Origin of the sequence: Microcoleus sp. A6-C6 (assembly GCF_036705955.1) — a bacterium.
Taxonomy (GTDB): domain Bacteria; phylum Cyanobacteriota; class Cyanobacteriia; order Cyanobacteriales; family Microcoleaceae; genus Microcoleus.
On the sequence record NZ_JAUBVR010000004.1, the window covers coordinates 24,383 to 46,388 of the forward strand.

Annotated in this window: 20 protein-coding genes; 12 read left to right on the plus strand and 8 right to left on the minus strand. The window is 46.7% G+C overall.

The features are described 5' to 3' along the window. Positions 1-9: 9 nt before the first annotated feature. Entirely contained in the window at positions 10-594 is a 585-nt protein-coding gene (locus QUB52_RS03320; RefSeq protein ID WP_332970218.1) for a hypothetical protein, read from the minus strand. Positions 595-934: 340 nt separating this feature from the next. Between QUB52_RS03320 and QUB52_RS03325 the strand changes: the two genes are divergently transcribed. The 3 genes from QUB52_RS03325 to glgB all read left to right on the plus strand — a co-directional run bounded on the left by QUB52_RS03325 (position 935) and on the right by glgB (position 4,654). Beyond that, positions 935-1,168, plus strand: a complete 234-nt coding sequence (locus tag QUB52_RS03325) for a serine protease (RefSeq protein WP_332970217.1) — start codon at positions 935-937, stop codon at positions 1,166-1,168. A gap of 114 nt (positions 1,169-1,282) precedes the next feature. Continuing rightward, positions 1,283-1,954: a glutathione S-transferase family protein gene (locus QUB52_RS03330; RefSeq protein ID WP_332970216.1), complete on the plus strand. Its 672-nt coding sequence runs from the start codon at positions 1,283-1,285 to the stop codon at positions 1,952-1,954. A gap of 405 nt (positions 1,955-2,359) precedes the next feature. Further along, complete coding sequence (gene glgB / locus QUB52_RS03335; protein ID WP_265237574.1) at positions 2,360-4,654, plus strand: 1,4-alpha-glucan branching enzyme; 2,295 nt, start codon at positions 2,360-2,362, stop codon at positions 4,652-4,654. Positions 4,655-4,987: 333 nt separating this feature from the next. Here glgB and QUB52_RS03340 read toward each other — a convergent pair whose 3' ends face one another. From QUB52_RS03340 to QUB52_RS03350, 3 genes are all read right to left on the minus strand, one after another. After that, entirely contained in the window at positions 4,988-5,905 is a 918-nt protein-coding gene (locus QUB52_RS03340; RefSeq protein WP_265237573.1) for a glycosyltransferase family 2 protein, read from the minus strand. A gap of 383 nt (positions 5,906-6,288) precedes the next feature. Continuing rightward, complete coding sequence (gene hpsJ-B / locus QUB52_RS03345) at positions 6,289-7,119, minus strand: hormogonium polysaccharide biosynthesis protein HpsJ (RefSeq protein ID WP_265237572.1); 831 nt, start codon at positions 7,117-7,119, stop codon at positions 6,289-6,291. Positions 7,120-7,166: 47 nt separating this feature from the next. Beyond that, positions 7,167-7,550: a hypothetical protein gene (locus tag QUB52_RS03350; RefSeq protein ID WP_265237571.1), complete on the minus strand. Its 384-nt coding sequence runs from the start codon at positions 7,548-7,550 to the stop codon at positions 7,167-7,169. A gap of 968 nt (positions 7,551-8,518) precedes the next feature. Here QUB52_RS03350 and rfaE2 point away from each other — a divergent pair. The 7 genes from rfaE2 (at position 8,519) to QUB52_RS03385 (ending at position 15,927) form a co-directional block, all read left to right on the plus strand. Further along, positions 8,519-9,013, plus strand: a complete 495-nt coding sequence (rfaE2, locus tag QUB52_RS03355) for a D-glycero-beta-D-manno-heptose 1-phosphate adenylyltransferase (protein WP_265237605.1) — start codon at positions 8,519-8,521, stop codon at positions 9,011-9,013. 117 nt (positions 9,014-9,130) lie between these two features. Beyond that, complete coding sequence (locus QUB52_RS03360) at positions 9,131-10,000, plus strand: STAS domain-containing protein (RefSeq protein WP_265237569.1); 870 nt, start codon at positions 9,131-9,133, stop codon at positions 9,998-10,000. Positions 10,001-10,055: 55 nt separating this feature from the next. Further along, a complete protein-coding gene (locus tag QUB52_RS03365) occupies positions 10,056-10,424 on the plus strand; it encodes an STAS domain-containing protein (protein ID WP_265237567.1) in 369 nt (122 codons plus the stop codon). Positions 10,425-10,694: 270 nt separating this feature from the next. Beyond that, a complete protein-coding gene (locus tag QUB52_RS03370; RefSeq protein WP_265237565.1) occupies positions 10,695-11,093 on the plus strand; it encodes an anti-sigma regulatory factor in 399 nt (132 codons plus the stop codon). A gap of 298 nt (positions 11,094-11,391) precedes the next feature. Beyond that, a complete protein-coding gene (locus tag QUB52_RS03375; protein ID WP_265237564.1) occupies positions 11,392-12,411 on the plus strand; it encodes an ATP-binding SpoIIE family protein phosphatase in 1,020 nt (339 codons plus the stop codon). Continuing rightward, complete coding sequence (locus QUB52_RS03380; RefSeq protein WP_332974221.1) at positions 12,408-13,967, plus strand: ATP-binding protein; 1,560 nt, start codon at positions 12,408-12,410, stop codon at positions 13,965-13,967. The genes QUB52_RS03375 and QUB52_RS03380 overlap by 4 nt, the downstream gene beginning before the upstream one ends. A gap of 487 nt (positions 13,968-14,454) precedes the next feature. Next, the gene (locus QUB52_RS03385; protein WP_265237560.1) at positions 14,455-15,927 is read left to right on the plus strand and encodes an MBOAT family O-acyltransferase; all 1,473 of its coding nucleotides are present in this window, start codon (positions 14,455-14,457) and stop codon (positions 15,925-15,927) included. 163 nt (positions 15,928-16,090) lie between these two features. Here QUB52_RS03385 and QUB52_RS03390 read toward each other — a convergent pair whose 3' ends face one another. Both QUB52_RS03390 and QUB52_RS03395 read right to left on the minus strand, forming a co-directional pair. Continuing rightward, complete coding sequence (locus QUB52_RS03390; RefSeq protein WP_332974217.1) at positions 16,091-16,924, minus strand: sulfurtransferase; 834 nt, start codon at positions 16,922-16,924, stop codon at positions 16,091-16,093. 66 nt (positions 16,925-16,990) lie between these two features. Next, positions 16,991-17,983 (minus strand): hypothetical protein, encoded by a 993-nt coding sequence (locus QUB52_RS03395; protein ID WP_332974216.1) that lies wholly within the window; start codon positions 17,981-17,983, stop codon positions 16,991-16,993. Here QUB52_RS03395 and QUB52_RS03400 point away from each other — a divergent pair. Continuing rightward, complete coding sequence (locus QUB52_RS03400) at positions 17,970-18,179, plus strand: hypothetical protein (protein WP_332974215.1); 210 nt, start codon at positions 17,970-17,972, stop codon at positions 18,177-18,179. The genes QUB52_RS03395 and QUB52_RS03400 overlap by 14 nt on opposite strands. A gap of 351 nt (positions 18,180-18,530) precedes the next feature. Continuing rightward, entirely contained in the window at positions 18,531-19,916 is a 1,386-nt protein-coding gene (glmU, locus tag QUB52_RS03405; RefSeq protein WP_332974214.1) for a bifunctional UDP-N-acetylglucosamine diphosphorylase/glucosamine-1-phosphate N-acetyltransferase GlmU, read from the plus strand. Between the two features lie 153 nt (positions 19,917-20,069). Here glmU and QUB52_RS03410 read toward each other — a convergent pair whose 3' ends face one another. Together QUB52_RS03410 and QUB52_RS03415 are read right to left on the minus strand one after the other, a co-directional pair. Beyond that, complete coding sequence (locus QUB52_RS03410; RefSeq protein ID WP_265237552.1) at positions 20,070-20,819, minus strand: hypothetical protein; 750 nt, start codon at positions 20,817-20,819, stop codon at positions 20,070-20,072. Between the two features lie 534 nt (positions 20,820-21,353). Next, entirely contained in the window at positions 21,354-21,845 is a 492-nt protein-coding gene (locus tag QUB52_RS03415) for a hypothetical protein (RefSeq protein ID WP_265237550.1), read from the minus strand. Between the last annotated feature and the right edge of the window lie 161 nt (positions 21,846-22,006).

Sequence of the window (22,006 nt, forward strand, 5' to 3'; positions counted from 1 at the left end):
GTTGACCCCTCAATAGCCCAGTGGCGTTGCCACACTTGATGGATTTTTGAGAGCAGGTGCTTCGGAGTTTGGAGCCTCTGCACCGAGCGATCGGTTTTCCGGGGCCGGGCGCAAGAAAATCGTGTCCGCAGGCTTCTGAGCAGCCAAACCCGTTTCTGGATTTGCAGCTTCTTTAGCAAGTTGGTTTTTCAAGACTTCGCTAGCAGCACTCAACTGCTGTTCACCCCGACGCAGAGTTTCCAGCTTTTGATACTCTTGACTCCAGCGCTGCTCGCCGTAAACAGTCAAACCGTAGAGAGTCAGAGCACCACCCAAAATCAGTACCACTGCCGCTGAGGAGGCCCGCTCCATCCGCAGGAGCGATCGCAACCACATCGGCTGCGACTGGCGATCGGGCATCACTTTCAGCACCGATGCTGCCGCGCGCGGTTTGGCTTGTTCGTCGGCTGGCGAGTAGTTAGGCAATACCGGCCCAGTTTTTGCCCGTCTAGCTCGGGCAATAGAAGTAACTTTGCTTTTGGCAGGGTATGTAGTGGGCTTGCCGGTCGATCGCGAGCGGCGAGGAGAATCTGGGGATCTGATAGCAGCAGTCATAGAATTCACCAATACGTATAGTGGGGCAGCTTCAGCTTGATTGAGGTTAGGAGTTTTTTCGGTTGCCGATCGCCAATTTCTGGAAATCTCGGATCGATCGGTTATCCTTTACCTAAAGATACCTCACTAACCAACCAACCCATCCTACCACTGGTCTCTTTGACTTCTAGATTTGCCAAAACAAGGAATTTTTTGCCGATTCGCCAGAATCAATGTGAAATTTATTAATAAATGCAGTATTGTAATCAACGAGCGAATCGTCAATCTATTCGTGCCAGCATTGTTTCTCAAGTACACTATTCCCTTCCTTGCGATGGGTTTTGAATGTTAAGGAGTGTTTATGAACAAGGGTTTAATTCGTTTGACTTTGGTAATTGGCATTGCAGCAGCCCTCGGTGCTTGCGGCGGTGAAGGCGGCGGTGGCGGTGCTAGCCCCACCCCTGCTGGTGGCACCACTACTACTCCTCCTGTTTCTGCTCCAGCACCGACAGCATCTCCAAAGGCTACTCCTGGGGCTGGTGGAGCTGGGGCTGGTGGAACTGCTTCCCCTTCTCCCGCTCCTAAAAAGCCCTAACTAGGGGTTCCCGGAGTGTTTGCCCAACGAGCCTAGCCAGTGGGTGAAAAATAGTTCGCTCTTCGCATTTTTTCATCTCATCAGTCTAGGCCTCAAGTTGGGTGTTATTATCAGATGCTTTTACTACAGTTTAGTACCTCCCCTTACTGCCGCAAAGTCCGCTTAGCGCTTGGTTACAAGGGCATCCCCTTTCAAGTGGAAAATTTGACTCCGGGCTTGCACGTTTTGAAACTCAAGCCTCTAACGGGAGGTTTGAGGACAGTGCCGGTACTTATTCCTCAACTTGAAGGTCAACCGTTCGCGATCGCAGACTCGACGCAAATCTTGCACTCGATCGAGTCTCGCTTCCCTTCCCCGCCACTGTTGCCCGCAGACGAGAGTTTGCAAGCAGAGGCTTGGATGATCGAAGACTGGCTCGATGAAAGCATCGGCATTGCCACTCGATTTGTTTACTACGAGTTTCGCGCCGGTGCGGGCAAGCAAATTGACCCATCTGTTTTGAGCCAGTTAGTGATTCAATTGGCGCGTCGTCAGTTCGGCATTAACCACGCTTCGGCAAAACTAGCCGAGTTGCGCCTGAGTGCTGCTTTAGGCCTGTTGCAGCGTCGCTGGCAGGATGGTTCCTATTTGGTAGGCGACTCCTTGAGCGTGGCAGATATCACTGCTGCCGCCCTGCTGAGTCCTTTAGCTTTGATTCCTCAATACCGGATTGAGTATCCTTGGCTGTTGGATCGCATTGCCAAAATTCACCAGGTTTGCGGCGAAACCCTGCCTCCGGGATTTTAAAAGATACCTGTCGGGCGATCAACAAAGCCTAAAAATTCCAGCTATTAATCAAAATTAAGTTCTTCCAAAAACTCAGGCTCCTTCACGCCCCTGGTTAAACGAATCGACAAGAGTTTGAAAAAGAATCACATATCACACAGTTTATAAAAAGTCAAGGATATTTGGGGAAAAATATAAATTTTTCAATCTGTTTTAAGATTTGTATAGTGAAATGTTAGGCGTTAGCAGTAAAATCACAGCTTGACCGCCAGCAAGGCAATCAGATTGCCTGCTGTGTGGGCAAGGGCGCACGTTGGAGCAGTGAGCGTGGTAGGATTAGCGATCAAAAATGTATCCAAATGTAAAGTGCAGCGTCGCTCTAGGTTTTGAAAGCCATTTAGTTAAAATATTGAGGTAAGTAGTTTTATGCCCGCGACAGTCCCCATTGAACAGATTAACCGGATTGTTGGAAATCAACACGACGATCCATTTGAAGTGCTAGGCCCCCACGCGATCGAAGAAAATGGCAAAAAATTCTGGGCCGTCCGAGTTTATCTTCCCAATGCGGATGCAGTATCGGTAGTTTTGCCAGAGGCCAGGGCCGAATACCCGATGACATCAGGGCATCACCCTCACTTTTTTGAATGTACGATCGACACCCCAGAACTAGCAAACTATCAATTGCGAGTCAAAGAAGGGGAACACGATCGTTTTATCTACGACCCCTACGCCTTTCGATCGCCCAAACTGACAGAATTTGACCAACACCTATTCTCAGAAGGCAACCACCATCGGATCTACGAAAAACTAGGGGCCCACTTCACCGAAGTAGACGGCATCACAGGAGTATATTTTGCAGTTTGGGCTCCGAATGCCCGTAACGTCTCAGTTTTAGGAGATTTCAACTATTGGGACGGCCGTAAACATCAAATGCGGAAATCCCAAAACGGCATCTGGGAATTATTCATTCCGGGACTATCCTACGGAACTCACTACAAATACGAAGTGAAAAACCAAGACGGACATCCCTACGAAAAGTCCGACCCCTACGGTTTTCAGCAAGAGGTACGGCCAAAAACAGCCTCAATTGTCACAGACTTAGATACCTACACTTGGAACGACAGCGCTTGGATAGACCAGCGGCGGCACACAGACCAACTGACACAACCAGTTTCGGTTTATGAATGCCACATCGGTTCTTGGCTGCACGCCAGCGCTGGGGAACCCGCCCTGGGGCTAAATGGGGAAATAGAACCCGCCGTTCCGGTTTCGGAACTGAATCCCGGGGCGCGCTTTTTGACTTACCGCGAATTGGCCGATCGGCTAATTCCCTACGTCAAAGACTTGGGATTCACCCACATCGAAATGCTGCCCATCGCCGAACATCCCTTCGACGGTTCCTGGGGCTATCAAGTCACCGGCTATTTCGCCCCAACTTCCCGCTACGGCACACCCGAAGATTTCATGTATTTTGTTGACCAGTGCCACGCCAACGGCATTGGCGTACTCGTGGACTGGGTACCAGGGCATTTCCCCAAAGACGGCCACGGTTTGGCTTTCTTTGACGGAACTCACTTGTACGAACACGCCGACCCCCGCAAGGGCGAGCACAAAGAGTGGGGAACCCTAGTATTTAACTACGGCCGCAACGAAGTGCGGAATTTCCTAGTATCAAACGCTCTGTTCTGGTTTGACAAGTATCACATCGACGGGATTCGCGTAGATGCCGTAGCCTCGATGTTGTACTTAGATTACTGTCGCGAACCCGGAGAATGGCTGACCAACCAGTACGGCGGCCGCGAAAATATCGAGGCGGCAGATTTTCTGCGTCAGACAAATCACGTCATTTTTAGCTATTTCCCAGGGGCACTGTCGATCGCCGAAGAATCTACCTCTTGGCCGATGGTATCTTGGCCGACCTATGTAGGCGGTTTGGGCTTCAACCTCAAGTGGAACATGGGTTGGATGCACGATATGCTTGACTATTACCACATGGATCCGTGGTTCCGCCAGTTCCACCAGAACAACATAACTTTCAGTATGTGGTACAACCACAGCGAGAATTTCATGCTGGCTTTGTCCCATGATGAAGTCGTCCACGGCAAGGCCCACATCATCGGCAAAATGCCAGGGGACGAATGGCAAAAGTTTGCAAACGTGCGGTGTTTGTTTACCTTTATGTTTGCTCATCCCGGCAAAAAAACGATGTTTATGGGGATGGAGTTCGGCCAGTGGCATGAATGGAACGTTTGGGGGGATTTGCAGTGGGAGTTACTGCAATTCGATCCGCACCAAAAGTTGAAGCTATTTTTTAAAGATTTGAACCATTTGTACCGCAGCGAAACGGCACTTTACAGTCAAGATTTTGCTGAGGATGGGTTTGAGTGGATTGATTGCAGCGACAATCGGCACAGCGTGGTGGCCTTCGTGCGCCGCGAGAAGGATGGCGATGAGTTTGTGGTGACAGTGTGCAATTTTACGCCGCAACCGCACTCTCACTATCGTGTAGGAGTGCCGGAACCGGGTTTCTATACGGAGTTGTTTAACAGCGACGCGCGGGAGTACGGCGGCAGTAATATGGGGAATTTGGGGGGTAAGTGGACTGATGAGTGGTGGTTCCACAACAGTGCTTATTCGATCGACTTGTGTTTGCCACCTTTGGGTGTGTTGATCTTAAAGATCGATCGGGTAAAAACAGCAGCCAAATCTCAAGAGTTTTAAGTTGTGAGAGTTTTGAGTTAACAATCAAAACTTGATTAAACTTCAAACTTTGAGGGTATTCAGAAACCCGGTTTCTCCAAGAAACCGGGTTTTTCTTCTGTTTTCCTGTGTCGCATATTCTTAACGGAACTTACAGAATTTTAGATTTTAGATTTTAGATTTTATACCATTTCTCAAAAAATATGTAACAGTAATCGTAGGGTTTGTAGCCATTTTTAATCTCTGGCATTCAATCGCAAATCTCATGGCGACGCACCTTATACGCCGGCCCCGTGAAAAAACAACCCTCCGTTTCATTCCGCCCAACAATTCCCAATTCCCAATTCCCAATTTTCAACTACGAGTATCCGACGCACAAATATTAGATGAAACTTTAGACGGCTCAACTGTTATTACTTCCGAAATAGACTGTTCCTCCACTGCGTCTAAATTTGGCAGTGGCATATGTTTCATTTCCCACACTTTGAGCAAAATTAGATATTCGTAAAAAGCTTGTAGCGTGCACCAAGCCAATCCCGCTTGACCGTCAAGAAATCCGCCGAGTAAAATATACATATAGAAAAAGCGCACGACTGGCCGCAAAGGCAAGCGCAAAGAAAAATCTTTCAAAGCGCGCCGCCTTTCCACCTCCGAGGCGCCAAATACTAAATCCCACCAATTCACCTTGCCCGCTTCTAATTGACGCAAAGTTTCGGCTGCTTCGTCAGTCGAGTAGCGGTTGTGCTTTTCAATCCAGCGGGAAAGACCTTTGCTGCAAGTATAGTGAGGGTAAGTTTCCTTCAAAAAGTGAGTAGGCCCATTGCAGACTTCCCGTTCAGTGTGACCGTAATCAGTAAACCACACTTGGTCTTTGCGAAATAGGCGCATTTGATAGCGGGGATATTGAGTGCTGCGACGAATCCAGCGCTCCATAAATATTACTTTTTCAGCTACGTAATAACCGATATATTCTTGACTTACGATCGCCTTTAAGCATTCAGCAAACAGTGCAGGCGTCATCCGCTCGTCAGCTTCGAGGATATAAACCCATTCGTACTTGCATTCTACTTCTTTGAGCATCCAAGTCCGCTGGCGTCCGTGAGTTTCAAAGCGGTGCTGCACTGTTTGCACCGGATAGTTATGAACAATGTCAAGGGTGCGATCGCTGCTGAAAGAATCAACTACAATGATATCGTCACAAAGCATTGCCGATTCTATGCAAGCGGCGATATCAATCTCTTCGTTGTAAGTCAGAATATAAATTGAGAACATTCCCAGCTTTCAGTAAGGGCAAACTATAGCAGAAGGAAGAAGGAAGAAGTCATTGGTCATCAGTCATTGGTCATCAGTCATTGGTCATCAGTCATTGGTCATCAGTCATTGGTCATCAGTCATTAGTCATCAGTCATCAGTCATCAGTCATCAGTCATTAGTCATTAGTCATCAGGAAGAAGGAAGAAGGCTCTTCGACTACGCGAGGGGATTAACGCCCTGCGTTGGGCAGAAACCGGGAAGAAGTCGATGTGAAAATGCAAGAAAATCAATGGCTTCAGTCATTAATAAGGTCGTAACTGCCAGGCGCGGTTGCTATGTTCAGCAGATTAAGTATTTCTCGCAAGATATCTTGACTTACGGGTTCTAGGGGCTGGCGCAGGTCAATTTTTGCGGTGGCCGAACCGCAGAATTCCCATACTTCGGAGTCCAGTCCAACCAACAGTAATGTAGCCGATCGCCAACAGCAAACTGTTGATTCCTGTCTGCAAACTCGAATTTCTCGATCGAGTTCTCAATTCTTTCTCTTTTTGTTGCTTGCGGGTGCGAATCTCGTTGCGAGCTTGATTTGGCAGTTCTTGGGCTTGCTGTTCTAGGAACTTGTCGAGGGCTTTCGGGTCATTTTTCGACTCCTGAAGCACAGCTTTCAATTCCTTGGGAACATCTGGACTCTTGAGTGCTTCTTGCAGCTTCCCGTTATCTTGCAGCAGGGCGCCTATCTGGCTGCGGCGCTGGCTTTTGAGCTGTTCTACCTGAGCTTTAAACTGCTCACTTTTAATTTGCCCTTCTAGTTGAGTTTCGGCTTGTCCGGCTTCTTTCTCGACTTGAGCCAGATTATCCTTGAGTTCCAAACGAGTATTGTTAAGATGAACGGGAACCAGCAATAGGTAAATTAGCCCTAAAAAGCTGGAAATCAACAGGGCCCAGAATCGCAAGTCAACCCAAACATTACGCCGCTCAATAGAGACTCCGCTGCTGCTGTCCACCCAAAAGCCCGTCATTAGCAGGGCGATACCCATCAAAGGAATAATACCCCTATCAACTATCTGAGTTGCTGCGGCAAGCTGCCAGCCTCGATTGCTCATATCGGAGATTTCTCCCGGCAGCGACAGAACAATGCAGTCAAGCAAGGCAGAGAGAATCAAGATAATCCCGACTACTTTGAGAGTGCGAGCAGCTACTGAAGAAAATTGACGGCTGTTAGTTGCTTTCATAATTCCTGTGAGATAATTCTACAGCGTTAGATTGAACGACATTTTGTTTAATGAGTTATAGCCTTTCTCAAAAAGGTGAGGTATGAATTTTGACCTGGAAAGCTTGACAATACAGGGTTTCTGCATACCTCATTTATCTGAGAACCGCTATAACTGGTGAGAGCGCTCAATTGCTCTTCCTCACTGATTGCTTCGCTTGGGGGCAGCCATCGCGTGGCCGGCGCCACAGCATCCCAGAGGTTAAGTCCCGAATCTGTGGAAACAGCAGTGCTGAATTTGAAAATGGCTGTTGAGATGGGAAACTCCGCAGACGAAAGACGAATCAAACCGTCCCCCATTTGATGATTTTGGAAGCCCCAACCAGAGGCTGGCGCAGGTTGGTACTTTACGTTATTTTCCACCAAAATAGCTCGATCGGGTAATCGCCTCAACTTTCCTCCCAGTTTTCACAGGCTGCGATTGCCACACCAGTCGATCGGAGTTGCTGCACGATGTATGCAGACTTTGACACAGGAGGCTGCGCCCTAGAGGCGGCGGCTGTGAAGATTTGTCAAGATAGCACTCACCCACGGGCCCCCGTGAGGGGGCAGCGCACAGATGGTTCTGCACGCTTGTGGCTACAGCTTTTAACTAGCTTTCCCTTCCCTGGCAGTGCGAGAAATAATAGACATAGGAGGGTAAGGTTTAGGTGGGTTTCACCCCCTATAGCGGTTCTCAAAAAAGTGAGGAGAGCCTCATGCCCTATGCCCTATGCCGGATAGTACCTCATATGAGAGCTCGAAAGGCTATATATCTCCCGCCTGCCAGATGGCGTGGCATAAAATCCCCTGTCTTATAGTAATTGATCTCACAGAGAGCTGAAAGAAATAATTGTTTCCCAATCTTTTGAACCTCCAATTACCAACTGCACAACACGGCAGTCAGTCGATTTGAGATTTTCCATTTTCGCTTTAAGATGTATACCTATTGCCAAAAACAATGCAACTGTCGGCTCATGCTCGAACCCATAGCGAATAAGTTATTCCTCGTCGCCAACCGCAAATCGCAAATCGCAAATGTTATTACTCCATAGATGAATCTGGGAGTTTGAACTCTTGGTCTCAAATTTTGGCCGGATGGCGACTGTGGGAAAGCAAGTATCGGTTTTTTGGTGGGAGGACAGATACAGGAGTAGCTATTTCTCCCTTTTTCTTTCTGTTTGCCGGAAAGCGCAGCCGAAGGGCATTCTTGTTTGTTGCTTCCTCCTTAAAAGTGAACAATTACTAATTACCAATTACTAATTGCCAACTATTAATTATTAACAGCTTGAGCGTTCGATTGTGCAATGGCAAAGGTGCAAGATTTTACATTTTTTGCTAGGATGATTCATCGCCGTGCAATTTTTTTAGTCATGACTGCAATGATTTCGGGTGTTTACACGTTGGGAGAACTTGAAAGATCGATCGCATCCGATCCGGACAATTGGCGTCCGATCGTGTTTACTAATGGCTGCTTCGATATCCTGCACGCGGGCCACGTTCGCTATTTGCAGGCTGCAAAAGCTTTGGGGCGATCGCTCGTGGTGGGTTTGAATAGCGACGCTAGCGTGCAAGCTATCAAACCGCAACAGCCGGGATTGCCACCCCGCCCGATCGTACCGGAAAATCAGCGAGCCGAAGTGTTAGCTGCCCTCAAACCAGTAGACGCGGTAGTAATTTTTTCCGAGATTACAGCAACTAAACTGATAAGTATCCTGAAGCCAGATATTTATGTTAAAGGAGGCGACTATCAACTCGAAACTTTGCCGGAAGCACCGGCGGTTATCGCCGGAGGCGGCAAGATTTCCTTGATCGAAATAGAAGTTCCCAGTTCTACCAGCGCGCTCGTCAAACGCATTTTGCAGTTAGGTACTTAACCCTCGATCACAAACAGCAAACAGTGAGCTAAACTCAGAATTTGGCTCATCAAAAAATACGCTTGGTGCGATCGCTCGTACAACTTCATCCCAATTGCGAAACAGGAGATAATTTCAATGGAACTCACAAGCAATAACACGATTGCGGAAATCTTAGAAAGACACAAAGCAGAGCTACTAGCAGACTGGCTCAAAGAACTGCAAAATACCGGGCTGCGGCGGGACGACTTGATGAGAGCCAAAGAATTGCGGTCTGAGTGTCAAGAGTTCCTGCAATTGCTCCACATTGCAGTGGGGCACGGTAACTTTAGCGACATCCAGACACCCGAATGGGAAAATATGCGGCTGCTGCTAGCAGAAGTTTCGCGATCGCGCGTTCAGAGAGGCTTTACTCCCTCAGAGATAGCGAGTTTCATTTTATGCTTCAAAAAGCCTTTGTTCGATCGGCTTTGTCGCGAACTGACACAAAACCGCGACGCACTTGTCGAACAACTGTGGCTTTCCACCAGTTTATTAGACCAGCTCGGCCTTTGGGTGACAGAAATTTTTCTCAAAGCTCGCGAAGAAGTCATCGAACGCCAGCAGCAAGAAATGCTCGAATTGTCAACACCCGTAGTCAAACTTTGGCAAGGCATTCTCGCTTTACCCATGATCGGGACTCTCGACAGTGCCCGCACTCAAATAGTCATGGAAACTCTGTTGCAGGAAATCATGGAAACCGGCTCAGAATTTGCGATTTTAGACATTACAGGCGTGCCGACTGTTGACACTTTAGTTGCTCAACATTTATTAAAAACTGTCGCAGCCGCCCGTTTAATGGGTACTGAGTGCATCATCAGTGGCATTCGCCCGCAAATAGCTCAAACCATAGTTCACTTGGGAGTTGACTTGCAGGATATTCTCACAAAAGCTACTTTAGCAGATGCTTTTAAAGTCGCGTTGCAGCGCCAAGGTTTAACTATAAAAAATATTAAAGAGGAAACATAAAAATATTGCACTCTGACATGACAACTCAAGTAAATGTTAGCAAGTAGGTGAATTTGTGGAACGAATACCGATACTTCAAATGGGAGAATTTTTGCTAGTAACAATTCAAGTGGATATGCACGATCGCTTAGCAATGACATTGCAAGATGACCTGACGAACCGCATCGTCAAAACAGGTGTTAAAGGTGTGTTAATTGAAATCTCTTCCCTTGAAATAGTTGATTCTTTTATCGGTCGCATTATCAACAATATCGCTAGTATGTCGCGAATTTTAGATGCGGAAACAGTTGTGGTCGGGATGCAGCCAGCGGTTGCTATTACGCTCGTTGAATTGGGGCTTTCCCTGACAGGAGTTCGCACAGCTTTAAGCGTTGAAAAAGGCATGATTTTGTTGAGAAAATCCTTGGGTTTCTCTCCTGACTAGCGATCGTAAACAGTCGATTAATTGTCCCCTGACTGATGCACAGACAGTAAAAAAACCGAGTTTGTTTGTAGGTACCTTGTTGACAAACTGAAGATTTCTTAGGACAGGGCTTGCGCACTCAAGAGGGTTAAATCAAGGGTTTGAAATTGCTTCACTATGTTCTCTATTGAGAAAAAATCGTAGTAAGTGCGTAAGTCCTATTAGGAGAAACTAAGTTGACGAGTGTAAGTCCTATATTTTGGGGAGAAGTTCTATTTTGGTACAGTAGCCATGTCAAAACGTGAGACACTAGAAATCCGATCGTCATCCGATATAGTCCACGTCCGACAGCAAGTGCGAGCTTGGGCTATAGCAATGGGATTCGGTTTATTAGACCAAACGAAAATCGTTACCGCAGCTAGCGAACTCGCCCGCAATACTGTAGACTACGGTAAAGGGGGAACTGTAACTCTCGAAACGCTCCAATTAGGCAGCCGCAAAGGGCTGCGGCTGATATTTGAAGACAATGGCCCGGGAATTCCAGACATCGAATTGGCAATGACTGACGGTTATACTTCTAATCACGGTTTGGGTTTGGGGCTGAGTGGTTCCAAGCGGTTGATGCACGAATTTGAGATTGTTTCCAAAGTGGGTAAGGGGACTAAAATTGCGATCGTCCGCTGGCGGTGAGGAAGATGGGGAGAAGGGGAGATTGGGAAATTGGGAGATGGGGAGAGGGGGGAAATATTCACGCTTGACTGCTTTTTTGTAACTAATATACCTCTTGCCAAAGTCGCAAATTATCTTAAAATTATCTGTGTTGCATTTGCGTTGCATCTGCGGTTTCGCAATTAATCACAGATTTATGCAATCAGACCAATGCCCAATGCCCAATGCCCAATGCCCAATGCCCAATGCCCAATGACTGATGACTGATGACTAATGACTTTTTAAATGCGCGCCAGCTTAAGATTAGAACTATAAAATAATGATAGATGCCGTAGCCCTGCCCGTAACAGAAGAAAGTCAAGTGGGAGAAGCGCGCCGAATCGCAGTTGCCCTAGCGACCGAAGTCGGATTTAATGAGACCGATCGCGGTAAAGTGGCAATTGTTACCACCGAAGCAGCAAAAAACCTGGTCAAACACGGTCGCGAAGGAGAACTTTTGCTGCGAACATTAAAAACAGCGGCAGGATATAGCATTGAAATAGTAGCGCTAGACCGGGGCCAAGGAATGGCAAATGTCGCGCTGTGTATGCGGGACGGTTTTTCTACAGCGGGAAGCCCTGGAACTGGACTGGGGGCAATTAAACGCCTCTCTACTTTTTTTGATATTCATTCTGTACCAAAACTGGGGACAGCCTTATTAGCGCGGGTGGAACCTACCCAAAATAGCCGGGAAGCCTTTCAAAACAGCAATTATTTAGAATTAGGGGTTATCCACTTACCGAAAGCAGGAGAGCAAATTTGCGGGGATTCGTGGGCGGCAGAAAATCACCTTGACAAAAACCTGATCTTAGTTGCAGACGGGCTCGGCTACGGGGATTTGGCCCAGGAAGCGTCTGGCGAAGCAGTGCGGGTATTTGAGGAAAACGCCAAACTCGGGCCGAAAGCAATTTTAGAGAAGGCGCACGCTGCTTTAAAAAATACCAGAGGAGCGGCTGCGGCGATCGCCCAAATAGATCCTACCCAACAAACTGTTTGTTTTGCCGGAATTGGCAACATCACCGGTGTAGTGGTCACAGATAACCAAACCCGTAGCATGGTTTCCTACAATGGCACAGTTGGACATATGATGCGAAAAGTAGCAGAATTTGTCTATCCTTGGTCGCAGCAGTCCCTACTCATCATGCACTCCGACGGTTTGGCGACGCAGTGGAATTTAAACCGCTATCCGGGTTTAGCCTCCCGACATCCTGCTTTAATCGCAGCCGTGCTCTACCGGGACTTCAAACGCACTCGCGATGACATGACAGTTATAGTAGCCAAGGTGAGAGAAGCAGCGTGAGTTACCCAATCCTGACGACAGAAGTCCGCTTTGAACAAGACATCGTACAAGTACGCCAAAGAGCTCGCCAAATTGCTAAAGGGCTGGGATTCGATTCCCAAGTACAAACCCGCATCGCCACAGCAGTTTCCGAAATTGCCCGCAATGCTTTCAAATATGCAGGCGGTGGCAAAGTAGAATTCATTGTGGAAGGGGAATCGCCCCAATTTTTTCGGACTCGGATTTCTGACACGGGGCCGGGAATTGCTGATTTAGCGACTGTGTTGGGCCCCAATTTTCGATCGCAAACCGGCGCGGGACTCGGTTTAGCAGCAGCGAAACGGTTGATGGACGAAGTGAAAATCGACTCTGCGCCCGATCGCGGAACGGCTGTACAATTAATTAAACAGTTTTCCAAAAATATGCCTGCGCTGAGTGCGATCGAACTAAATAAATTAGTTGACAAACTAGCGCGCCAAATTCCCGAAGATCCCTACGCCGAAATTCAGCAGCAAAATCAAGAATTACTACGCACTTTAGACGAACTCCGCCAGCGTCAAGAAGAACTCGTACAATTAAATCAACAACTAGAAGATACCAATCGCGGAGTCGTGGTACTTTACGCCGAATTGAATGATAAAGCCGAATCTCTCCGGCGCGCCAGCGAACTCAAAACCAGCTTTCTCTCCAATATGAGCCATGAGTTTCGCACTCCACTAACGGCAATTATGAGCCTTTCTGAAATATTGTTAAATCGCCTCGACGGAGAACTTTCAGCCGAACAGGACAAGCAAGTAAATTACATTTACAAATCCGCCGAGTCTCTCGCAGAACTTGTCAACGACTCGTTAGATTTAGCCAAAGTGGAAGCCGGAAAACTAACTGTTCGCGTGGCTGATTTTGAAGTCGAAGATTTGTTCAGCGCCCTGCGAGGAATGATGCGCCCCCTGCTTCCCCCAAACTCTGCCGTTTCTATAATTTTTGAAGATCCTCTCGAACTTCCAATCCTCACTACCGACGAGGGCAAAGTTTCTCAAATTTTGCGAAATCTGATTTCTAATGCCCTCAAATTTACCGAAGCAGGCGAAGTCCGAGTTGCTGCGGAAATAGGAGACGGGGGAACAGTTACTTTTTCAGTCGCAGATATGGGCATTGGCATTTCTCCAGCCGACCAAACGCGAATTTTTGAAGAATTTGTCCAACTCGAAAATCCCTTGCAGAAGCGCGTCAAAGGCACCGGATTGGGATTGTCTCTGTGCAAAAAATTGGCGGAATTTCTGGGGGGAAGTATTGAAATCAAAAGTTCACCCGGAGTGGGTTCGACTTTTTTTGTCAAACTGCCGATCGTGTATGCTGGAGATCCAGAAAATTTTTTGGAAATGTCTGCTGCTAAGAAAGAAGCAATATCGCTGGCGATCGCAAATTCTCGTAGCTTGCGGGGCTCCGGGCCATCGCCAGCGCCGGATTCAGCAGCAAAAGTTTTGAGTGTGGACGATGAAAATAGTTTTTCGGTATTTGCTGAAAAAGTTGCTGGCAGAAATTCATTGTACTGCGATCGAGGCCGCCAACGGTACTGAAGGTTGGCGATCGGCTAGTCTTTAGACTTATTGCATAAATCACAGGATCGATCGGTCAACCGCAGATATAAGGTAGATAAACGGAGATTAACGCAGATAATTTCAAGATAGATAAGATGGCGGTTGAAACCGCGTCTACATAAACGAAGTTTATTTAATTTGCAACAGCATTTAACTTTGTGCTGTAAAATGTAGCAGTTCTCAGTTGCCGACTATACCGTAGGGACTGAGGCTGTGCTTTTGTTCGTGTTTGCGATCGGCTAAAATCCATGACAAATCTCGTTGTTAGCAAAATCTCGATCCCCCCTAGCCCCCCTTAAGAAGGGGGGAACTGGAAGCACTTTCAAAGTCCCCCTTTTTAAGGGGGATTTAGGGGATCGAGGCTGGGCTAAAAACGAGAGATACAGATGGTTTTAAGCGATTGTTGACACCAATGGGTACTGCGCCCTGTCCCGATCGAATATCCGATCTTGTTTATTTGTGAAAAATGACTTTCATCTCCCTTCAATATGTCCTGTTTCTGTTAGTTTTGTTCGCGGCTTACTGGTTGGTTCCCCTACGATGGTGGCGACTGTTTATCATGTTGGCTGGTAGTCTGATCTTTTATGCTTCGCTGCAAATCTGGTACATTCCTCTGCTATTAGTCGGTGTTTTGTTTAATTACTACTTGGCGATGGCGATTGGGGAACCTCTGGATTGGCGGATTGCGAATGAATCTTGGAATCGCCGCCGTTTGTTGCTGCTTTGGATCGGAATTGGGCTGAATGTGTTGCTGCTTTTGGGTTTTAAGTATGTGCCTTTTTTCTTGAGTTCGATCGGCACTTTGTTAAATTGGCCCTTCGCCTTAGACAGCGCTAACTGGGTGAAAACTCACGTCATGGCACCCCTAGGATTGAGTTTCTTTTGCTTTGAGTGCATTGCTTATTTGATTGACGTGTACCGAGGCGCGCCGGCTGCTACTTCGCTGCTGCACTTTGCTGCTTACAAGTTGTTTTTTCCGAAACTGATTTCGGGGCCGATTACTCGCTATCATAATTTGATCAATCAACTTAAATCACAGAAGTTTCCCACGCCCGATCGCATTTCTGAGGCACTTTGGACGATCGCATTTGGTGCAGTCAAAAAAGGTCTTTTCGCCGACAACTTGGGAATTTACGTCGATTTAAGCTTTACCAACTTGCAGCGGGCGGGTAGCGAGGATTTGTGGCTGGCGATTTTTGCTTACGGGCTGCAACTTTATCTCGATTTTAGTGGCTATGTTGACATGGCGCGCGGTACTGCTTTGCTGTTGGGTTGGTATTTGCCACCAAATTTTGATTTCCCTTATTTTAGTACCAGCATCGGTGATTTTTGGCGGCGCTGGCACATGACTTTGGGGGATTGGTTGCGTAATTATTTGTATTTTCCTTTGGGGGGTTCGCGTGTCGGTTTGTGGCGCACTTGTCTCAATTTGTCGATCGTAATGTTAATTGCGGGAATTTGGCACGGGGCGGCTTGGGGATTTATTGTGTGGGGGGGTTTGCACGGTTTGGCTTTGGCGGTACACCGGGTGACGGATGTGACTTTTAAGCGGTTGCGGATGGAGTTTTTGTGGGAAAATCCGATCGGGATTGCGATCGGTTGGCTGTTAACTCAGGCGATGGTTTTTGGTAGTTGGATATTTTTCCGGCTTCCCGATTTGAAGGATTCGGGATGGGCGATTTCGCATTTGTGGGGACACACTGCTGATGTGCAGTTTGCAAATAAAGTTTATGTGGAAGCTTTGGGTTTGGAAAGAGTGCATTTAACTTGGATGTTGGCGGCTGTGGCTGCCGCAATGCTGGGGAATTATGCGCTGAGTCGGGGTTTGAAGTTGGAGTTAAATTGGCCGTTGAAATTGGTGTTAGTGCCGCTTTGTTTGTATGCAGTTTGGGTGTTGGCCCCCGATGGCGGTTTGCCTTATATTTATTTCGATTTTTAGAAGACGGTTGAAACCGAGTCTATACAGAAACCGGGCGGTTGAAACCGCGTCTATACAGACAAAACCCACCTCCGTGGGTTGAAGAAACCGGGCGGTTGAAACCGCGTCTATACAGACAAAACCCACCTCCGTGGGTTGAAGAAAATGTTGTATAAATGCGATTTCAACCGCCGATGTTTATTTGATAGGAACACCAGTCACTCCAGCTACCGACATAGAGTTTAGCATCGGGAATTCCCGCGATTTCTAAGGACAATAAATTTACGCAAGCTGTCACCCCGGAACCGCAGTAAACGATGATTTCCTCGGCTTTTTCTAATTCCGTCCACCGCTGTTTTTGTTCGGAGATCGATCGCACTTTTCCAGTTTCATCCGTCACCCCTTGCCAAGGATAGTTAACAGCACCCGGAATGTGACCTGCAATGGGGTCGATCGGCTCCCGCAAGCCCTCGTATCTCTCACCTTCTCGCGAATCAACCAAAACCCTCTCCGGCAAGTCTTTCCGCTGTTTTACAACCTCAATATCAACCGCCAGATCCGGCTGCAATTCCACCACGAATTTACCGTCGCGGCGATCGGGCAAAACATCTGTTACCGGATATCCCGCCGCCTTCCAAGCACTGAAACCGCCGTCTAACAAAGCAACTTTGCTGTGTCCCATATATCGCAACAGCCACCACAAACGAGACGCAAAAGCCAGCCGCGAATCGTCATAAACTACGACCAAAGTTTCTGATGAATTAATCCCGATCGCGCTCAATTTATCAGCTAATTCTATAATATTTGGCAGCGGATGTCTGCCGCCGTGTGTGCCAACTGCACTCGCTAGATCCCGGTTTAAATCTAAATAGAAAGCTCCGGGAATGTGACTTTCTTGATATTGTTTTTGTCCCAATTCTGCGTCAGCGAGGGCAAACCGACAGTCAATAATTACAACTTGCGGATTTTCATTGGTGGCCAACCATTCAGGCGAAACGATTAAATTATTCTCATTCATAACTATGCAAATTTGTGTTTTATCTACAGTCTTGGACTTGCTAATTCATACTGCGCCATGTGTACCTTACCGCTTCTCTGGTTCGGCTTTTTCGGAAGTGGATTTCTTAGGAGTTGCTTTTTCTGGTTCGGCTTTTTCGGAAGTAGCTTTTTTCGGAGTTGCTTTCTCCGAAGTTTCTTTTTCGGAATTAGCTTTTTTCGGAGTTGCTTTTTCCGGTTTTGCTTTTGTGGCTGTTGCGGGAGTTGGCTCTAGGGGAGGTGGATTTACTGCTGATTCTTGAGCATAAAGCAGATATTTTTGATACTCGATTACTTTTGTCTGAGCTAGTTGATTGTTGACGCTGGATACGGGTACTCTTCTCATCAACGATACCGCTTCTTGCCAGTGATCGACAACGATCGCCCAATCTTCCTTCGTTTTTGCCGATCGCCCTAACTCTGCTGCTTTAACGGCGCTGTTAACAGCCTCTCGAAAGGTATCCGGTGCAGTTGCTACTACATTGGCAGTTTCATCTGGATTTTTCCCCGCAGATGCTGGTGGCTCGTTTAAAATTTTACCAACAAACGCCACCACGGCGATCGCCAACATACCCGTTACCAGCCCGACGACAATGAAAGTCGATCGCAACCGGTGCTCAAATGCAGCAAATTCCGGCGATTTATCCTCATCCATATTTGTGCTTTCCGTTTCTGTGCGATCGTCCATATTAGCAACCCCAGTATTTTGCACTGATTCTCCCGCAAAGCTTTGTGGTTCCAAAATGCTGCTCTCCAAACTAAACTCCTGACTCCAAGCAGCCGCAATCTCACCGCTTTCTCGCCCTTCAACCTTCACTTTGTGAATCGAATCTGGCTGCAAATTCGTCAGTTGGCTGCGGACAAAATCAACTAATGTATCTTCTATCGGTACTTGCTCGGCCTCCAGAATTACATCCAAACAGTCACCGTCGAGATTCGCAGAGGCTGCGATCCCTTCAGATTGTAACTTGCTATTGAGCCAAGATGCGATCGCCTGTGGATTTCCCTGCTTGGCAAGTTCCTGAAAATTGATCTCTGTCATAGCTGGACATCTGATAATGCAGAAAGGAAGAAGGAAGAAGGAAGAAGGAAGAAGGAAGAAGGAAGAAGGAAGAAGGTATGAAAGGCTACGCGAGCGGCTAAAAAGAAGGAAGGAGGAAGGAGGAAGGAGGAGGAAGAAGCAACTAATAGTTTTTTTAGCTGAAAACACCATAACTGAAATTCAACGAATAGTATAATCTATCTCGGTAAATCCAAGCTGACAGATCCAAATTATCACTCTCGATCCCCCTCGTATCCCTTGGGGAAGGACTTCAGTGCTTACTACGAACCTGAGTTAGGCTCTTAGTAAGGACTTCAGTCCTCAGAAATTTGATACCTCGCCCGGAGCTCTATCTACCCCAGCGACATCAAGTCAAACCGCAAGCGTAGCGTCTCAAACGGACATCCGGCTGCAAAAAGACGCCGCACACCCGAATTCGAGATTGGAGATTAAAAAATTGTGCGATCGCACTACCATCGACGGACAGCGAGTGATATCATCAGTTTGTCAATATTCTAGTTTTTATAGCAAATAGCTCGATCGCACAATGATAGCAATAGCAATCTTAGCTGCTGGACGCGGCACGCGCATGAAATCTGACTTGCCCAAAGTTCTACACGAATTGGGCGGGCGAACCCTAGTTGAGCGAGTCCTCGAAAGTTGTCAAGAAATTCAAATTTCCCGGCGACTTGTTATCGTCGGTTATCGAGGAAAACTCGTTCAACAATCACTGATAGGAGGTCAAGAAATACCAGAGAATCCTGAATCTCCTCCCCTAGAATTTGTCGAACAAACCGAACAATTGGGAACCGGTCACGCCATCCAGCAATTGCTGCCTCACTTAAAGGGATTTCAAGGAGATTTGCTGGTCTTAAATGGCGATGTACCTTTGCTGAGGGCAGAAACTATCAAACAATTGATGGCAATTCACACACAGCACAAAAACTCTGCTACTATATTGACAGCTAATTTGCCAAATCCTCAAGGATACGGGCGAGTATTTACCGACAGTCAAAACTTAGTTCAGCAAATTATCGAAGACCGCGACTGCACGAAAGAGCAAAAGCAAAACCAGCGAATTAATGCAGGTGTTTACTGTTTTCACTGGCCGCATTTAGAGAAGATTTTGCCAAATTTGAAAGCAGACAATGACCAAAAAGAATATTACCTAACTGATACGGTAAGTATTCTCTCTCCGGTGATGGCGGTGGATGTTGAAGATTATCAAGAAATCTTGGGAATTAACGATCGCAAACATTTAGCCACAGCTTCCGATATTTTGCAAACGCGGGTAAAGGATAAGTGGATGAAAGCCGGCGTGACGCTGATCGATGCCAACAGCATCACGATCGACGATACCGTAGAGTTGCAGCCGGAGGTGGTAATTGAACCGCAAACGCATCTGCGGGGTAAAACTTCGATCGCCTCTGGGAGTCGCATCGGCCCCGGTAGTTTGATCGAAAACAGTCAAATAGGGGAAAATGTGACTGTGCTTTATTCGGTAATTTCTGATAGTATTGTGGCGGAAAATTCGCGAATTGGGCCTTACGCACACCTGCGGGGACACGCGCAAATAGGGGCGAACTGTCGCGTCGGCAATTTTGTAGAATTGAAAAATACTCAAATTGGCGATCGCACTAATGTTGCTCACTTGTCTTATTTGGGCGACGCGAATTTGGGAGAAAAAGTCAACATCGGTGCTGGGACAATTACCGCCAATTACGACGGCAAAAATAAGCACAAAACTCAAATAGGCGATCGGACTAAAATCGGTGCCAATAGCGTGCTGGTGGCACCAATAACTTTGGCAGAAGATGTTACCGTAGCGGCGGGTTCTGTAGTTACAGAAGATGTGCCGAATGACTGTTTAGTAGTTGCCCGATCGCGGCAAGTTGTCAAACCTGGTTGGAAGTTAAAAGAACCGGAAAAATAACATTATATGTGCGCACATTCTTCTGTAGGGTGCGCAATGCGCACCGGCTAGTCTTGTAGAGTGCGCCCATCGCACCGGCGGGTTAACCTATGTCGGTGCGATCGGCGTGAAAGTCAACCGGTGCGCAGTGCACACCCTACAAACTACCAAAGTTCAATAGTGCGATCGCGCGTGCAGATAGTTGTTAATCGCTTTGGCGATTTTTGCTTGCTCATAGGGGTTCATAGTGTGGGGCAGAGATATGCGAGAACCGCCAGAAACTAACAATCTGACTTCGTACCAAATGTCATGCTCCCGATCTTTGGTGCGATCGACTTCCACCCCATAAATCTCGCACAGAGAGTGTTGAATGACTTTACGTACCAACAAACCCCGCTGTTTGACAGTCAAAGTGTTTAAAGTTCCATCGAAGCTGTAGGTTTCATTATTTCCCAACAGGAGGGCTGCGACTCCCGCGAGCAAAAATATACCTCCTGTCCATCCCAGCCAGCGATCGTCTTGACTTAAGCGCAGCAACCGACGTTTTGCATTTTTAACAAAAAAATTGATATCAGAAGCAGCAGCCTCTTTATTCCCCCAGTTAGTCGAGTTAGGAGTAAAAGGAACATCGCCAACACTCGTCAAAAGCACGACTCTGCTTTTATACCCGCAGCTTTGAACTTTCGCCCCCCGCAAAGAATCAAGCTGAATTTCTTGGATGTTCGAGCCCAGTAAATTCGATCGCACAATCTGACAACTTCCTTGTTTTTGCTGCAATCGCTGGCAGATCAGGGTAGCTGCATGATAGTGAAAAGCCAGAGATATCAGCCCGCAGGTCATGAATAAACAACTGTAGAACCAAAAATCAAATATGTTTTGAGTCTGAATGATTAGTTCACTTGCTGTGTGCTTGATTATTTTCATTTAATTCACCCTTTTATTCCTAAAACGATGCTACAAATCCACTTCCCGATCGAGCTATAGCGAATTGTTAAGTTATATATTATTTGAGGTTCGAGGGAGCGAAAGTATTTGTTATTCTACCCATAAGTTACGCTATTAAAGTGCGATCGACTTAATTTTTTAACCTAGATATTCGGGCTATACTCGCAGACTAGCCCAAAAATTGATGCGTAACTGCGATTATACCCAATCCGCGTGAAAAACCCCTCGCTCTTACCGGGCGGTTGAAACGCATCCCAAACTTTCCTTTCGTTCTAGGCCAGAAGCACTAAAGAATCAAGGGGGTATTTAAGTCGGATTTTGTATTACTCATAGATTAGCTTAAATATTTCTCGCCTACAATTAATGTCGCGAGTTTACTTGCGCCTTGGTTGGATGTAGGCTGCGGCGTGGCGAACAATCTTAAATAAACGCATCAAAACGTTGAAAAATTTGAGCAATTAGAGCTTTAGCTACCATCAACAGCTTTAGCAAAGAAATATGAGACTGTGCGCGTCAAAATAACACAATTCTCTCATTTTTAATCCCGTTAGCTGACTGGCGCGATGCTAAATTCAGATACTCGCAAATCAAGTCAACAATTTTTTGCTGTTCTTTGCCGCTCGCATTACTTCCCAAACAAACGCGATCGCCCCCCAACATCAACAAATCAACATAGTAGCTGAGATTCCCCTCGCTATCTGCTATTGCGTCTAATTCCACCGCACAAATATTGCGAGTTGAGCGTTGTGTAACACGATTCAGCCACAAACCCCGTCGTTTAACAGTCATTTTGCCACAACTTTTATCAAAAACATAGATTTCATCTATTGCGCCGTCCAACAAACACAGCGAAAACAACAAAAATATACCTCCACCTATCCAATTTGACGCAAAAATAATCAGCAATAAGCCAATTACTATGAAAGGAGAAATCAATAACAAACCATCCCAGAATGTACAAGTTTGAATTGTTAGTTGATTGGGTGTTTGTTTTATAAGTTTCATGAAAGATATTCCTAAAAATTAACTTGCCAATACTGTAAAAAATATCGCACCATAAATCATTTCTCCTAAATTATTAAGCTTTAGAAGATGTTCGGTGTTTTTAATGACTTTCATATTAGGTATCAACTCCCGTTTAATTGATTAACATATTTTGCAGAATT

Coding starts and splice junctions, on each gene's coding strand:
- QUB52_RS03320 (WP_332970218.1), bottom strand. CDS start 594: ATGACTGCTGCTATCAGATCCCCAGATTCTCCTCGCCGCTCGCGATCG.
- QUB52_RS03325 (WP_332970217.1), top strand. CDS start 935: ATGAACAAGGGTTTAATTCGTTTGACTTTGGTAATTGGCATTGCAGCA.
- QUB52_RS03330 (WP_332970216.1), top strand. CDS start 1,283: ATGCTTTTACTACAGTTTAGTACCTCCCCTTACTGCCGCAAAGTCCGC.
- glgB (WP_265237574.1), top strand. CDS start 2,360: ATGCCCGCGACAGTCCCCATTGAACAGATTAACCGGATTGTTGGAAAT.
- QUB52_RS03340 (WP_265237573.1), bottom strand. CDS start 5,905: ATGTTCTCAATTTATATTCTGACTTACAACGAAGAGATTGATATCGCC.
- hpsJ-B (WP_265237572.1), bottom strand. CDS start 7,119: ATGAAAGCAACTAACAGCCGTCAATTTTCTTCAGTAGCTGCTCGCACT.
- rfaE2 (WP_265237605.1), top strand. CDS start 8,519: ATGATTTCGGGTGTTTACACGTTGGGAGAACTTGAAAGATCGATCGCA.
- QUB52_RS03360 (WP_265237569.1), top strand. CDS start 9,131: ATGGAACTCACAAGCAATAACACGATTGCGGAAATCTTAGAAAGACAC.
- QUB52_RS03370 (WP_265237565.1), top strand. CDS start 10,695: ATGTCAAAACGTGAGACACTAGAAATCCGATCGTCATCCGATATAGTC.
- QUB52_RS03375 (WP_265237564.1), top strand. CDS start 11,392: ATGATAGATGCCGTAGCCCTGCCCGTAACAGAAGAAAGTCAAGTGGGA.
- QUB52_RS03385 (WP_265237560.1), top strand. CDS start 14,455: ATGACTTTCATCTCCCTTCAATATGTCCTGTTTCTGTTAGTTTTGTTC.
- QUB52_RS03390 (WP_332974217.1), bottom strand. CDS start 16,924: ATGAATGAGAATAATTTAATCGTTTCGCCTGAATGGTTGGCCACCAAT.
- QUB52_RS03395 (WP_332974216.1), bottom strand. CDS start 17,983: ATGACAGAGATCAATTTTCAGGAACTTGCCAAGCAGGGAAATCCACAG.
- glmU (WP_332974214.1), top strand. CDS start 18,531: ATGATAGCAATAGCAATCTTAGCTGCTGGACGCGGCACGCGCATGAAA.
- QUB52_RS03410 (WP_265237552.1), bottom strand. CDS start 20,819: ATGAAAATAATCAAGCACACAGCAAGTGAACTAATCATTCAGACTCAA.
- QUB52_RS03415 (WP_265237550.1), bottom strand. CDS start 21,845: ATGAAACTTATAAAACAAACACCCAATCAACTAACAATTCAAACTTGT.